This is a genomic window from Roseibium sp. AWQ4_254 (genome assembly GCF_056161025.1).
The window spans coordinates 90,324-103,039 of record NZ_JBSWYH010000016.1 but is presented as its reverse complement, the minus strand read 5'-3'; the positions used below and the strand labels follow the sequence as shown (position 1 = coordinate 103,039).

Annotated in this window: 12 protein-coding genes; 5 read left to right on the top strand and 7 right to left on the bottom strand. The window is 61.2% G+C overall.

Annotated elements, in window-relative coordinates:
* Positions 1-6: 6 nt before the first annotated feature.
* Both dnaJ and dnaK read right to left on the bottom strand, forming a co-directional pair.
* Entirely contained in the window at positions 7-1,143 is a 1,137-nt protein-coding gene (dnaJ, locus tag ACXAIC_RS13905; protein ID WP_475180060.1) for a molecular chaperone DnaJ, read from the bottom strand.
* A gap of 162 nt (positions 1,144-1,305) precedes the next feature.
* Entirely contained in the window at positions 1,306-3,222 is a 1,917-nt protein-coding gene (gene dnaK, locus ACXAIC_RS13900) for a molecular chaperone DnaK (protein ID WP_475180056.1), read from the bottom strand.
* A gap of 360 nt (positions 3,223-3,582) precedes the next feature.
* Between dnaK and ACXAIC_RS13895 the strand changes: the two genes are divergently transcribed.
* Positions 3,583-4,398 carry a glycine-rich domain-containing protein gene (locus ACXAIC_RS13895; protein WP_475180053.1) on the top strand — a complete coding sequence of 272 codons (816 nt, stop codon included), beginning with the start codon at positions 3,583-3,585 and terminating at the stop codon, positions 4,396-4,398.
* A gap of 124 nt (positions 4,399-4,522) precedes the next feature.
* Positions 4,523-5,146 (top strand): alpha-ketoglutarate-dependent dioxygenase AlkB family protein, encoded by a 624-nt coding sequence (locus ACXAIC_RS13890; protein ID WP_475180047.1) that lies wholly within the window; start codon positions 4,523-4,525, stop codon positions 5,144-5,146.
* Between the two features lie 90 nt (positions 5,147-5,236).
* Here ACXAIC_RS13890 and ACXAIC_RS13885 read toward each other — a convergent pair whose 3' ends face one another.
* The 4 genes from ACXAIC_RS13885 to ACXAIC_RS13870 all read right to left on the bottom strand — a co-directional run bounded on the left by ACXAIC_RS13885 (position 5,237) and on the right by ACXAIC_RS13870 (position 7,495).
* Complete coding sequence (locus tag ACXAIC_RS13885; protein WP_475180041.1) at positions 5,237-5,419, bottom strand: hypothetical protein; 183 nt, start codon at positions 5,417-5,419, stop codon at positions 5,237-5,239.
* Between the two features lie 51 nt (positions 5,420-5,470).
* Positions 5,471-5,770, bottom strand: coding sequence for a hypothetical protein (locus tag ACXAIC_RS13880; RefSeq protein WP_475180038.1), 300 nt, complete (start codon positions 5,768-5,770; stop codon positions 5,471-5,473).
* Positions 5,771-6,230: 460 nt separating this feature from the next.
* Positions 6,231-7,151 (bottom strand): hypothetical protein, encoded by a 921-nt coding sequence (locus tag ACXAIC_RS13875; protein ID WP_475180033.1) that lies wholly within the window; start codon positions 7,149-7,151, stop codon positions 6,231-6,233.
* 143 nt (positions 7,152-7,294) lie between these two features.
* Complete coding sequence (locus ACXAIC_RS13870) at positions 7,295-7,495, bottom strand: hypothetical protein (RefSeq protein ID WP_475180031.1); 201 nt, start codon at positions 7,493-7,495, stop codon at positions 7,295-7,297.
* Between the two features lie 790 nt (positions 7,496-8,285).
* Between ACXAIC_RS13870 and ACXAIC_RS13865 the strand changes: the two genes are divergently transcribed.
* The 3 genes from ACXAIC_RS13865 to ACXAIC_RS13855 all read left to right on the top strand — a co-directional run bounded on the left by ACXAIC_RS13865 (position 8,286) and on the right by ACXAIC_RS13855 (position 10,939).
* Positions 8,286-9,242, top strand: coding sequence for an NAD(P)-dependent oxidoreductase (locus ACXAIC_RS13865; protein ID WP_475180026.1), 957 nt, complete (start codon positions 8,286-8,288; stop codon positions 9,240-9,242).
* Positions 9,243-9,308: 66 nt separating this feature from the next.
* Positions 9,309-9,764: a hypothetical protein gene (locus ACXAIC_RS13860; protein WP_475180024.1), complete on the top strand. Its 456-nt coding sequence runs from the start codon at positions 9,309-9,311 to the stop codon at positions 9,762-9,764.
* Positions 9,764-10,939, top strand: coding sequence for a pyridoxal phosphate-dependent aminotransferase (locus ACXAIC_RS13855; protein WP_475180021.1), 1,176 nt, complete (start codon positions 9,764-9,766; stop codon positions 10,937-10,939). The genes ACXAIC_RS13860 and ACXAIC_RS13855 overlap by 1 nt, the downstream gene beginning before the upstream one ends.
* Before the next feature lie 195 nt (positions 10,940-11,134).
* Here ACXAIC_RS13855 and ubiB read toward each other — a convergent pair whose 3' ends face one another.
* A complete protein-coding gene (gene ubiB, locus ACXAIC_RS13850; protein WP_475180017.1) occupies positions 11,135-12,715 on the bottom strand; it encodes a 2-polyprenylphenol 6-hydroxylase in 1,581 nt (526 codons plus the stop codon).
* Position 12,716 lies beyond the last annotated feature (1 nt).

The window sequence follows — 12,716 nt, the reverse complement described above, 5'->3', positions numbered from 1 at the left end:
GCGTGATCAGGTTCCCAGATTGTCGATGAAGTCTTTCACCTTCGAAAAGAACCCGGCGGATTCTGGATGGTTTTCGCCGGAAGATTCCTTCTCGAATTCCGCAAGCAATTCCCGCTGGCGGCGGGTCAGGTTGGTGGGGGTTTCCACGGTGACCTGAATATACATGTCGCCATGCTGGCTGGAGCGCATCACGGGCATGCCCTTGCCACGCAGGCGGAACTGCTTGCCGGTCTGGGTGCCTTCCGGCACTTTCACCCGGCTGGTGCTGCCATTGACGGTCGGCACGTCGAACTGGCCGCCAAGGGTCGCCGTCGACATGGAGATCGGCACGCGGCAGTAAAGATCCGCCCCGTCCCGCTGGAACAGGTCGTGGGGCTTGATGGACAGGAAGATATAGAGATCGCCCGCCGGGCCGCCGCGCACGCCCGCTTCGCCTTCTCCGGCCAGACGGATGCGGGTGCCGTCCTCAATTCCGGCCGGAATGTTCACCGAAAGGGTCCGGTCCTGGGTCTTGCGGCCGGTGCCGCCACAGCTTTCACAAGGGTCGGAGATCACCTGCCCCCGGCCCTGACAGGTCGGACAGGTGCGCTCCAGCGTGAAGAAGCCCTGGGCAGCGCGCACCCGGCCCGCACCGCCACAGGTACGGCAGGTGGTCGGGCTGGTGCCCGGCTTGGCACCGGACCCGGCACAAGTGTCACAGGTGATGCTGGTCGGCACCTCGATTTCGACCGTTTTGCCCACAAAGGCATCTTCCAGGGAAATGTCGAGATTGTAGCGCAGATCCGCACCGCGCTCGCGCCCGCCCGACCGGCGGCCGCCGCCCCCTCCGCCCATGCCGAAAAACTCTTCGAAAATATCGGACATGGTGGAGGAAAAATCATGGGCTCCGGCCCCTCCGCCGCCGCCAAACCCGCCATTTTCGAAGGCGGCATGGCCAAAGCGGTCATAAGCGGCGCGCTTCTGGCCGTCTTTCAACGTGTCGTAAGCCTCGTTGACTTCCTTGAACCGGGCTTCGGCCTCTGCATCCCCCGGGTTCCGGTCAGGATGGTATTTCATAGCCATCTTTCGGTAGGCACTTTTCAGAGACTTTTCGTCCGCTTCACGCGCGACGCCCAGCACCTCATAGAAATCACGTTTGGACATCAAGATCTCTCGGTCTTGTTGTTGCGCCGCGGGCAGCCTGGATGATCCGGCGCCCATAACGGCGAAAGCGCCCACCGCGCACCTGACAGGTCAGGCAACCAAACGGCCGGCGCTGGACTGAAACAGCCAGCCGGAGAACCGGCTGGCTGTCATCTGTAAAGGTTAAGCCGACTTCTTGTCGTCGTCGTCCTTGACTTCCTCAAAGTCCGCATCGACCACATCGTCCTCAGCGGCGGCGCCCGCCTCGTCACCGGCATCGGCTTCAGCGTCAGCCTGGGCGGCCTGATACATGGCTTCGCCAAGTTTCATGGACGCTTCGGCCAGAGCCTGGGTCTTGGCCTGGATGTCTTCCAGATCGTCCCCTTCCAGAGCGGTCTTCAAGGCTTCCAGAGCGCTTTCGATCGCGGCCTTGTCATCGGCAGAAACCTTGTCGCCATAGTCCTTCAGCGACTTGTCGGTGGAGTGGACCAGGGATTCGCCCTGGTTCTTGGCTTCCACCAGTTCCTTGCGCCGCTTGTCCTCATCCGCATGGGATTCAGCGTCCTTGATCATCTGATCAATGTCGCTGTCGCTGAGACCACCGGAGGCCTGGATCCGGATCTGCTGTTCCTTGCCCGTGCCCTTGTCCTTGGCAGACACGTTGACAATGCCGTTGGCATCGATGTCGAAGGTGACTTCGATCTGCGGCACGCCGCGCGGCGCGGGCGGCAGTCCGACAAGGTCGAACTGGCCGAGGATCTTGTTGTCCGCCGCCATTTCCCGCTCGCCCTGGAAGACCCGGATGGTCACTGCTGTCTGATTGTCTTCAGCGGTAGAGAACACCTGGCTCTTCTTGGTCGGGATGGTCGTGTTGCGGTCGATCAGGCGGGTGAAGACACCGCCCAGGGTCTCAATCCCGAGGGACAGCGGGGTCACGTCGAGCAGCAGGACGTCCTTCACGTCACCCTGCAGAACGCCGGCCTGGATCGCAGCGCCCATGGCCACCACTTCGTCCGGGTTCACCCCCTTGTGCGGCTCCTTGCCGAAGAAGGTGCTGACGGTTTCCTGGATCTTCGGCATGCGCGTCATGCCGCCGACCAGAACCACTTCGTCGATCTCACCGGCGGCAAGGCCGGCATCCTTCAAGGCGGCTTTCATCGGCGCAATGGTGCGCTTGACCAGATCTTCGACCAGCGACTCGAACTTCGCCCGGGTCAGCTTGAGCGTCAGGTGCTTCGGACCCGAGGCATCCGCCGTGATGAAGGGCAGGTTGATTTCCGTCTGCGACGAGGAGGACAATTCGATCTTGGCCTTTTCAGCAGCCTCTTTCAGGCGCTGCAAGGCCAGCTTGTCCTGGGTCAGGTCAATGCCCTGATCCTTCTTGAACTCGGCGGCCAGATAGTCGACCAGAACCATGTCGAAGTCTTCACCGCCCAGGAACGTGTCCCCGTTGGTGGACTTGACCTCAAAGACGCCGTCGCCGATCTCCAGGATGGAGACGTCGAATGTGCCCCCGCCAAGGTCATAGACCGCGATGGTCTTGCCGTCATTCTTGTCAAGACCATAGGCCAGTGCGGCGGCCGTCGGCTCGTTGATGATGCGCAGCACTTCCAGACCGGCAATCTTGCCCGCATCCTTGGTGGCCTGACGCTGGGCGTCGTTGAAATAGGCCGGAACGGTGATGACCGCCTGGGTCACGCTCTCACCCAGATAGCTCTCGGCGGTTTCCTTCATTTTCTGGAGGATGAACGCGGAGACCTGGGACGGGGAATATTTGTCGTCATTTGCCTGCACCCAGGCATCGCCATTGTCGGCCTTGACGATTTCAAACGGGACAAGCTTCTTGTCCTTCGCCACGGTCGGGTCGTCATAGCGGCGCCCGATCAGGCGCTTGACCGCAAACAGCGTGTTGGTCGGGTTCGTGACGGCCTGGCGTTTTGCCGGCTGTCCAACGAGCCGCTCCCCATCATCGGAAAACGCCACCATCGACGGGGTGGTGCGGGCGCCTTCCGCGTTTTCGATAACCTTGGAATCCTTGCCGTCCATGACGGCGACGCACGAGTTGGTCGTGCCGAGGTCGATACCAATGACCTTTGCCATATGTGCCTCTCTTTCTAGCAAACCGGATAGACCCATGAAGGCGTCAGTCCGGCTCCTTTCACTTGGGTTCCGGGACATCCCGGACATCGCACCAGGGCAGGAACCCGGTATTTGGTGCGAGCTTGACCGCTATATAGGTGGAGGAAACTTTGCCCGCAAGACACCTTTGCCCTCTCAAGTGTCCAGCATAGGGGATAATTTCATTCTGATGGTTACCGGCCCCTGGCGGAGACCGCCTGCCCTGCAGGCCTGCCCGTAATGCCGCAGCTTTCGCATTTGCTTTAGGCTTTTGCCATAGAGTTGGCATGAATATGAGGCGGATTGTCCGCAGCAGACGCCACAAGTCAAACGAGACAGCCCATGAAAGACGCAGACCTGTGGACCCGCCTGACAGCCTGCCATCCGGACGCGGTTGAGGCCGATTTCCCGTTTTCAGGGCGCCTTGCCCGGGACAATGGCTGGTCCCGCGCCTATGCGTTGCGGGTGATCGGTGAATATCAGCGCTTTGCCTATCTGTGCATGCTGAACACCGGCATGAAAACGCCGAGCGACGAGGTGGATCAGGCCTGGCACTTGCATCTGACCTATACCAGGCATTACTGGGGCCCGTTCCGGGAGGCGCTTGGGGCCCCGCTGCACCACATGCCGACAAAGGGCGGGCCGGATCAGGCCGCGCTTTTTCGTGCCGCTTACGAAGACACGCTGCTCCTTTACGAAAGGGAATTCGGCGCCCCGCCGCCGCAGGATATCTGGCCCCCCACTGAGATCCGGTTTGGCAAGGCGCCGTATTTCAAGCGGGTGAACGGCGCCGATGTCTGGCTGGTGCCCAAGCCCCGCTGCGCTGTGCTTTTGGCAAAGCTCTCACGCAAGCTGGCGGCTTTGCCCAAGCGCGCGCCCCGCCTTGTGACCGCAAGCGCCGCGGTTTTTCTGGGCACGAGCCTGGCATTTGCCCATGGCGAGCCGGCCGGGGACACGCCTTTGGAGAAACTGCGCAACATGGTCTGGCACTGGGCCCTGGAACACACCTTCTGGTTCATTGCCGGGGTTGTGATCACCGTTGCCGCCCTTGCCGTGCTTTTGAACAAAGCGTCCGGAGGCAAATCCTCAGGCTGCAGCTCCGGCTGCAGTGGTGGTGGTGGCAGTGGCGGGTCCGGATGCGGCGGCTGCGGTGACTAAAGAAACGGGCAATGAGGCTGCACGATGCTTCAGAGAGGATCAGCCATTCACAAAGGGCGGGACCTTCAAAGAGGCTTTGCCCCCTTTGCTGGCAGACCTTGCTAAAGATCTGCTAAAAGGGGGCATGCCAGCGCCCACGCTTCAAGACCCTTCCGGGCTGACCTACCATCCCGGCTATTTCGACCGCATGGCCCAGGAAGCTTTGCGCGACGAGATCCGCCACATTGTGGCGCGCGCGCCACTGTTTCAGCCGGTCATGCCGAAAACCGGCAAACCTTTCAGCGTAAAGATGAGCAATTGCGGCCCGCTCGGCTGGGTCTCCGATCTGGACGGCTACCGCTATCAACCCGTGCACCCGGCTACCGGCGCACCCTGGCCGGACATGCCGGCCGCCCTGTCCGGCCTATGGCAAGACCTGGCCCCGGACGCGCCGCCGCCGGAGGTCTGTCTCATCAACTATTATGCCTCCGGCGCACGCATGGGCCTGCACCAGGACAAGGATGAAGAGATGTTCGAGGCACCGGTCATCTCCGTCTCCCTCGGCGACACGGCCACGTTTCGGATCGGCGGTGTCCAGCGCAAGGACCCGACCCGCTCCCTGCGTCTGCAATCTGGTGACGTGGTCCTTCTCGGCGGCCCGGCCCGCCTGGCCTATCACGGCATTGACCGGGTCCTGAGCGGCACCTCCGCCCTCCTGAAATCCGGCGGGCGGATCAACCTGACCCTGAGACGGGTGACGGCGGTTTAAGGAAGATCTGGCTGGTAGAGCATCGTGCGATAAGTTTGCACCATTGATACCGAGCCCGTCTCGTTGGAGACACATCCCATTTTCAGCGGGTCACAAACTGGACTTCCAGCCGATGTTTTCAGTTTCATTGCGGGCGCCATACCACCGATGGCCATGTTGCGACTGCCGCCGTAAAAATATTTTGTCGGTTATGGACCGCTGGCAGCCGCCTGCAAGCTGTTCCTTCAGCCCCAGCAGGTCTTCCAGAATGAGGCCGGCCAGCAGCCAGCTCAACCCCGGCAACTTTCGAGCGCAGCCGGTTGACCTGATCCAGCCCCAGTTCGATCAGTCTTTGGTATGCACCGTCTTCCACATCGACAGACTGCGCCAGCTCGCAGACGGATCGGGGCTCCCCTTTTTTCGGCAGCGCAGGGTTCCCCCCGCGCTGCCGCTGCCATTTTCTTCTGCGGGAAAACTGCCCCCGGGCCCGGCCTTCAGCTCTTCAGCCAGCACCGGCCCCGGGGGAAACAAACCTAATGCAAAGCCATAAAAAATAGCTAAGCTGCGCGGAAATACGCTGCGCAATTCCGTGAAGGCCAACAATCCTTCGCCAATCAATTTATGAAATATTGGTAATTTTAACAATTGTCGGTTTTGTGGTCGATTGTTGACCGCAATATGGCGACATCTTTGGATAAGAAGCCTTTTTTATCATATTCTTAGGCTCACCCAGCCCTAACCCAATGAAAACCCTGAGTTAGTTTTGTCCCTGCAGACAGGCTGCAACAGGAACCGGCCTGCGGGACTTTTGATTTAATTTGGTAGAAAAAAATAATAATGCGCGCAGTGTGGGAGCCTGTGAACTGCGCGCTGCCAGCCCGGTGGCCTTGGAAGCCCCCCCCCAGTCCGGACCGGCCCGCAGAAGGATCGCCCGCCGCAAAAGAAAGTTTTGCGCGCGCGCACGAGAGAGATAGACGCGCCCGCCGTGCCGGAGCCCACCCCGACAGCCCTCTGTGCCGCTCAACGCGCCTTGTTTGCGGCGAAGGTTCGTCTCTGTGAATTTGAAGGAAAGGCTTCCAAGGGAGATGGGCAGAAGGCGGCTCAGTCACGCTGCCTTGGGCACGGCCCGGATGGCGCAGACCTCGTGAAACACCGGCGTTTCCGGGTCCTGATCAAGCAGGGCCTGGGCATCGCAGGCGGAAAGAGGCGTGTTTGCGTCCTTGTCGGCAAAGAAAGAGCAGACGAGATCCTTTTCCAGCCCGGTGCCCTGCAGGGCCTTTTCAAGCATCACGAAAAAGGAAATGTCGGTGCCCGCATCCTGCAGCACGATCTGGGAATGGAGCTTTTCAGGCGCAAATCCATTGGCCTCGAACAGCTCGAAAATAAGGCCGGTGCCGATCCGGCAGCCGAAATTCATGATGACCTCGGCCTGGGGCGCATGCTCACGGATGCGGTGCAACAACGCCTCGTTCAAGCCAAGGCCGACCGAATTGAAAGGATAGTCGTCAAACGCGGCCCAGGGATAATAGTGGGCAATGTGGTCCGCCGCCCGTTCACCCGCCCCGTCGGGCAGTTCCACCGACTGGGCATCACGGAACGCGGCCAGGCGCCGGTCCCCCGGATCGCCCACCTGGGGAAGGCATCCAATCACCACATCCGTTTCAGCAATCCTGGCCCGGGCTTCGTCCGTGTCGATCAGGCTGACCGCACCCTTGACCGGAAAAAACTGGCTTGCCTCGTCCGGTGCCAGGCTGTGCACATTGCGCTCGGCCAATTCCACCAGCCTGGGATCCAGGTCGCTGCCCGACACGCTGGCCGCGCCGCACAGGCGCAGCAAAAAGGCGACATTGGTCCCGGTGCCAATGCCGACTTCGTAAATGCGCTTGCCTTCAAGACCGGCCCGCTCCAAGCCTTTTTGAAAGGTCTCTGTCCAGGGGTCCTGCGGATCGAATGCAAAATTCGGGACTTCCGGTGTCGGCCCTTCAGCGGCCGCAGGTGCGGGTCTTTCTTTTACGTCGGCAATCACAACAACTCTTTCCCTATGATTCCGGACCGTCTTGCCGCCCGGAAGACACAGCTTTCAGATCATCCGTTGACCTGTTCGCACTCTAGCGCCAGCCCTCCCGGGGGAGCGCCTGCTTCTCCTGTCCAATCCGCGCCCTTTGCCTGCTATTGGGGGCAGGTAAGCAGGCGCACGGACGCCACTTCTTCTCCGAGGGAGCGGCGCAGGCGGTCATGGTTGCATTCCGCGTCGACAAGAATATCGAGAGGCAGCGCTTTTTCCGCGCACCCCACAAGCGCCTGCTTAATTCGCAAAACCGTTGGTGCCACTGACAATCCGTTGCAATCAACTGCGTTGGAAACGTCCATCTGATCTTCTCCTTTTCAGGTGAACAGCCTGACCGGCTGCCGGAAGCCTGCGACTTGCGCGCGCAGCAGAAACGGCCAGCCACAAGGCGCTGCTTCATCGAATGCACGCAAAACATCCAAGACCGCACAGCCGAACAGCCAAGCCTTGCACGCCAGCTTCCATGTTGCCCGGTGAAACAGACACCAGATCCCTGGCCGCCCACCGGAAAGAGTGTGTTTGTTTGGCAGACCGGCCAGCCAATGACGCGGCAACCGGAAGGTTTGGGCACCTGACTTTCGTGTTGGCCCCATGCCACCATGGACGGCGGCATTTCAAACCTTTGCCTGTTCGCAGGTGTGCTCCGCATCTATTCTCTCCGGCGGCGCAAGCAAAGCCGCGCCATCGCAAAGAAGATCAAACACCTGCCTGTGCCGGGTAAACAGCACTTCAAGATATGCAAAGGCTAAGCAGCGGATTGTGGCAAGTCAAGGAGAGTCTTGATTATTTTGTGTGCACGAATTTTAATTAGCCAGCATATTTGGCGGCATCTCGCGAATTCACCGCATGCCCGAACAAAAATTACAAAAGCTTAAAGTTTCAAGGCAATTTACCTTGAAATCCCGATCCGCCTCAGAAACCGACGGCTGCCTCTCTTTCAGGCAGAGCGCGCCCCTGTCGCCCTGCATAGGTATCAGCCAAGCGACAGCCCCCCCCCCCTTTACGGCTTGCTATTCATTTGTATAACTATGTGCCTGACTTCCTGAAGGCCCCTCCTGGGCTCCCCCCACCAGAGCTGAAGGACTGCACACTATGGGACAAAGCGAAACGATCAGCGGTGTCCTGCTGAGCAGCACCTTGGATCTCAGGGCCTATTACGGGCTTGGTGCACAGGAAACGGAAAGCGGCATCCGCCTGCTCACGCCGGACGAGGTGACCAGGCCGGAAGAGATCCGCTTCGCAGTCTGCTGGCTCCCGGCCGCTGATGCCTTTGATCCCTATCCAAATCTGGAAATGGCCATGTCGATCGGCGCAGGCGTGGATGCTCTTGTGGCCCATCCGGGCCTCGGCCAGACCGTCCTGATCTGCCGGATCCGGGATCCCCATCAGGCGGATCTGATGGCCGGTTATGCAGCGCATGAGACCCTCCATGCGCTGCGTGGATTTGACCGGATGCAGGCCGCACAGGCGGAGCGCAAATGGGCGCCCCTGCCGATGCAGCCGCCAACCAACACGAAAATTGCCGTTCTGGGAAACGGCACCATGGGGCAGGCCGTTACACGCGGCCTGACGGCCCTCGGATTTTCCGTCGCTGTCGCCTGCAGGCGCACACCGCAGACCCCGCTTGACGGTGTGGCTTATTTTACCGGAGCGGAAGCTCTTCACCAGGCCGCAGACGGCAGTGCCGTGCTCATCAACGTGCTGCCGCTGACAGCTGAAACCGAAAATGTGCTGAATGCGGACCTCTTCGACCGGCTTGCCCCCGGTGCCTGGCTGATCCAGATCGGCCGGGGGGAGCATTTGCACGACTCTGACTTCGCCAGAGCCATTGACAGCGGCCAGCTGGCCGGGGCCAGCCTGGATGTGTTCCGCACCGAACCCCTGCCAGACACCCACCCGTTCTGGGGCGATGCGCGCATCCGGATCACGCCCCATATTGCCAGCGATTCCACCCCGGATATTGTTGTGGAACAGGTGCTGCACTCTGCGCAGCAATTGCGTGCCGGACAACGCCCCGCCCTTGCCATCGACCGGGCCCGTGGCTACTAGCGGGGACGGCTGAATGTGTTTGCCCGATTTTCATCTTGCGCCGCGCCCCGCCGAAGACTCTGGCTCATGAGCCGGAAAGCCTTCCAGCGGCCGAAACAGGACGAGCGCAAACGCGCCCTGATGGAAGTGCCCCTTGCAGCCGGTCTCGTGCGCCAACATTTCGGCACGAAGGACGGCCTGATCACCACGGCATGTGCCTATCTGACCGGAGCGCTGACCGCGGACACCACCTGCTGGCCCCAGGAGGCTGACGGTCCCGCCAGGACCCAGCTGGGCCAGTTCCCCCTTGCCAAAATCAACGCGCCCAATATGGCCGAAGACACTGTCTCGCTTTGGGCCAGATTTATCGGCCAGGTCTGCTCCGGGACCGTCTTCGCAGACAATCACCGGAAAGGCCTCCGCGATGATCTTGCCCTTCTGGAAAGCCTGATTGCACCGGTGCAGGCCGGAACCGGCCAGTACCAAGACACGCTCTCCGCCGCCCCCAGGACGGCCCCAGCCCCACCCGAAAGGACACATTGATGCGCTATGCCGGTATCACCGACCGCCTTGCCGATCTTGGCGGTGAAAAATGGGCGGTTCACTTTGCAGGCCGCGCCAAGGCCGCCGCCGGAGCCCCCCTCATCGAACTGACAATTGGCGAACCTGACATTCCGGTTGACCCGGCCCTGATTGATGTTTGCACCGAAGCCATGAAACGCGGGCGCACCAAATATTCCAACGGACGCGGCGAAGACGGTCTTCTGGAGGCTTTGGCTGAAAAATACGCGCCGCGCTTTCCAGGGATCGGCCCCGGCAACATCCTGTGCTTTCCCGGCACCCAGACGGCGCTTTATGCGGTGATCACGGCCCTGGTGGATGCTGGCGAAGGTGTTCTTGTGGGCGATCCTTACTACGCCACCTATGAAGGTGTTGTGCGGGCGCCCGGTGCGGTTCTCCAGCCGGTTCCGCTGCGCTTTGAGGCCGGCTTTGTCATGGAGCCGGAGGCCTTGCGCGCGGCCATCACCCCGCAAAGCAGGGTGCTTCTGCTCAACACCCCCCACAATCCGACCGGCTCGATCCTGGACCGCGCCACCCTGGAAGAACTCGGCGCCATCGCCCGGGCCCATGACCTTTGGATTGTCTGCGACGAGGTTTATGAAGACCTGATCTTTGAAGGCACCTTCGCCTCTCCGCTGGAAATTGACAGCCTCAGAGACCGGACGGTCGTTACGTCATCGATCTCAAAATCCTTCGCCGCAACGGGCTTCCGCAGCGGCTGGGCCGTCGGCCCGGAGGAGTTCTGCACCAGGCTGCTGCCGGTGTCCGAGACGATCCTGTTCGGCAACCAGCCGTTCATTGCCGATATGACGGAGGCCGCGCTGCGCGGCCAGTTCGACACCGCCACGCGCATGCGCAAGAGCTATGCTGAGCGGGTTGCCATGATCACGGCGGAGCTGGCCTCCTGCCCGGCGCTGAAGGTGGGCAAGGTCTCCGGCGGCATGTTCATCATGATTGATGTCGCGGGCACTGGCCTTGACGGAGAAGAATTCGCCTGGCGCCTGCTGGACGAGCAGACGATCTCGGTCATGCCCGGCGCGTCCTTTGGCAACAACGCCAAATCGCTGATCCGCATGGCACTGACCGTGCCGGATGACGAGCTGAAAGAGGCTGTCTCACGCCTGCGCCGTTTCGCAAATGCGCGCGCTGCGGCTTAGACATAACCTAATTACGCTATGTATAAGCTCGGGCCGCGCTCATATGGCTTCAGACCAGTTTGTCTTTTGAGCTGAACTCTCTGAGTAACTACAAGCGCAATTGAGGATGACCTATTTGACCGCGCTTGGTATCAAAGGCAGCGAAAGACGCATCCAGTCCAACGCGACTTGCTCTCAAGCATGGCGCAAGATCCCTCAGAGCAGCAGCGCCGTAGCAACCACGGCGCAAGCCGCAATCACCCAGAGGGCGGCCCGCCCGGAGCGGGTGTGGCGGGCTTCTGCCTTGCCGATGGCTTCGGCCGTGTGATCGTCAAACCGCAGGCCCTGCCGCGTCATGCGCTCCAGCTCTTCCGACATATGGCCGATCCGGTCGGCAAAGAGCGGCAGGTCGTTGGCGACCCGGGTCAGGGCTGAAATCAGATCGCCCGCATCGCGCAGCTTGCCCACCGGGCCGAGATGCTCTTTGATCCAGCTGCCCACCACCGGTTCAGCCGTGCGCCACATGTCCAGATTAGGATTGAGCGATCGGGCCACGCCTTCCACGACCACCATGGTCTTTTGCAGCATGATCAGCTGGGTCTGGGTGCGCATTTCGAAAAGCTCGGTGACCTCGAACAGCTGGGTCAAGAGCCGAGCCATGGAAATCTCGCTGGCATCATGGCCGTGGATCGGCTCGCCAATGGCCCGAATGGCCTGGGCAAACATGTCCACATCCTGATTGGCCGGCACATAGCCCGCCTCGAAATGCACCTCCGCCACCCGGCGGTAGTCACGGGAAATGAAACCGAACAGGATTTCGGCCAGAAACCGCCGCTCGCGCTTGTTCAGCCGTCCGGTAATGCCGAAATCAACTGCCACCAGCGTGCCATCCGCTTCCACGAACAGATTGCCCTGGTGCATGTCCGCGTGGAAGAAACCGTCCCGCAAAGTGTGGCGCAGGAAACTTTGAATGACCGCAGCCCCAAGCGCTTCCAGATCCAGCCCGTCCGCAATCAGCCCCTCGACATCCGACATCTTGCGGCCGTCGATCCATTCCATGGTCAAGACGCCCTTGGCCGTGTGCAGCCACTCGACCGCCGGCACTCGGAAGCCGGGATCTTCGGCCGTGTTCTCCGCCATTTCCGAAAGGGCAGCGGCCTCAAGCCGGAAGTCCATTTCCATGGCGACGGACTGGGCCAGCGTGTCGACAACGGCGACGGGGCGCAGGCGCCGGGACGGGGCATGGAAGCGTTCGGCCAGACGGGCCACCAGATAATAGCTCTCAAGATCGCGCTGGAACCGGCGGGCGACACCGGGCCTCAGCACCTTGACCGCGACTTTCTTCTCGCTGCCATCGCGCAAGCGGATCAGCGCCTGATGCACCTGGGCAATAGAGGCGGCGGCCACGGCCGGGCCGAACTCTGAAAACACCTCATCCACGGGACGGCCGAGCTGTTCGGCCACAGCCGCGCGGGCAGCTTCGTGTTCAAACGGGGGAAGCTGATCCTGAAGCGCCGACAATTCGCGGGCCGCATCCTTGCCGACCACATCGGCCCGGGTGGCCAGAAACTGACCGAGCTTCACATAAGACGGCCCCAGCCGGTTGAGCGCATCCGACAGACGCAGATCCGCGCTCTTGCCCTTGACCGCGCGCCGCTCCAGAAGCCGCGCAACGGCGATGGCAAAACGGGGCCCCGCCGGCAGGTCCGGCAAATGCACAAGGCCGAACACGCCTTCGCGTGCCATCACAAATCCCGCCCGCACAAGTCGGAATAAGGGCATGACTGCAATCGCCATC

Coding starts and splice junctions, on each gene's coding strand:
- ACXAIC_RS13890 (WP_475180047.1), top strand. CDS start 4,523: ATGCCAGCGCCCACGCTTCAAGACCCTTCCGGGCTGACCTACCATCCC.
- ACXAIC_RS13870 (WP_475180031.1), bottom strand. CDS start 7,495: ATGGACGTTTCCAACGCAGTTGATTGCAACGGATTGTCAGTGGCACCA.
- dnaJ (WP_475180060.1), bottom strand. CDS start 1,143: ATGTCCAAACGTGATTTCTATGAGGTGCTGGGCGTCGCGCGTGAAGCG.
- ACXAIC_RS13895 (WP_475180053.1), top strand. CDS start 3,583: ATGAAAGACGCAGACCTGTGGACCCGCCTGACAGCCTGCCATCCGGAC.
- ACXAIC_RS13855 (WP_475180021.1), top strand. CDS start 9,764: ATGCGCTATGCCGGTATCACCGACCGCCTTGCCGATCTTGGCGGTGAA.
- ubiB (WP_475180017.1), bottom strand. CDS start 12,715: ATGGCGATTGCAGTCATGCCCTTATTCCGACTTGTGCGGGCGGGATTT.
- ACXAIC_RS13860 (WP_475180024.1), top strand. CDS start 9,309: ATGAGCCGGAAAGCCTTCCAGCGGCCGAAACAGGACGAGCGCAAACGC.
- ACXAIC_RS13865 (WP_475180026.1), top strand. CDS start 8,286: ATGGGACAAAGCGAAACGATCAGCGGTGTCCTGCTGAGCAGCACCTTG.
- dnaK (WP_475180056.1), bottom strand. CDS start 3,222: ATGGCAAAGGTCATTGGTATCGACCTCGGCACGACCAACTCGTGCGTC.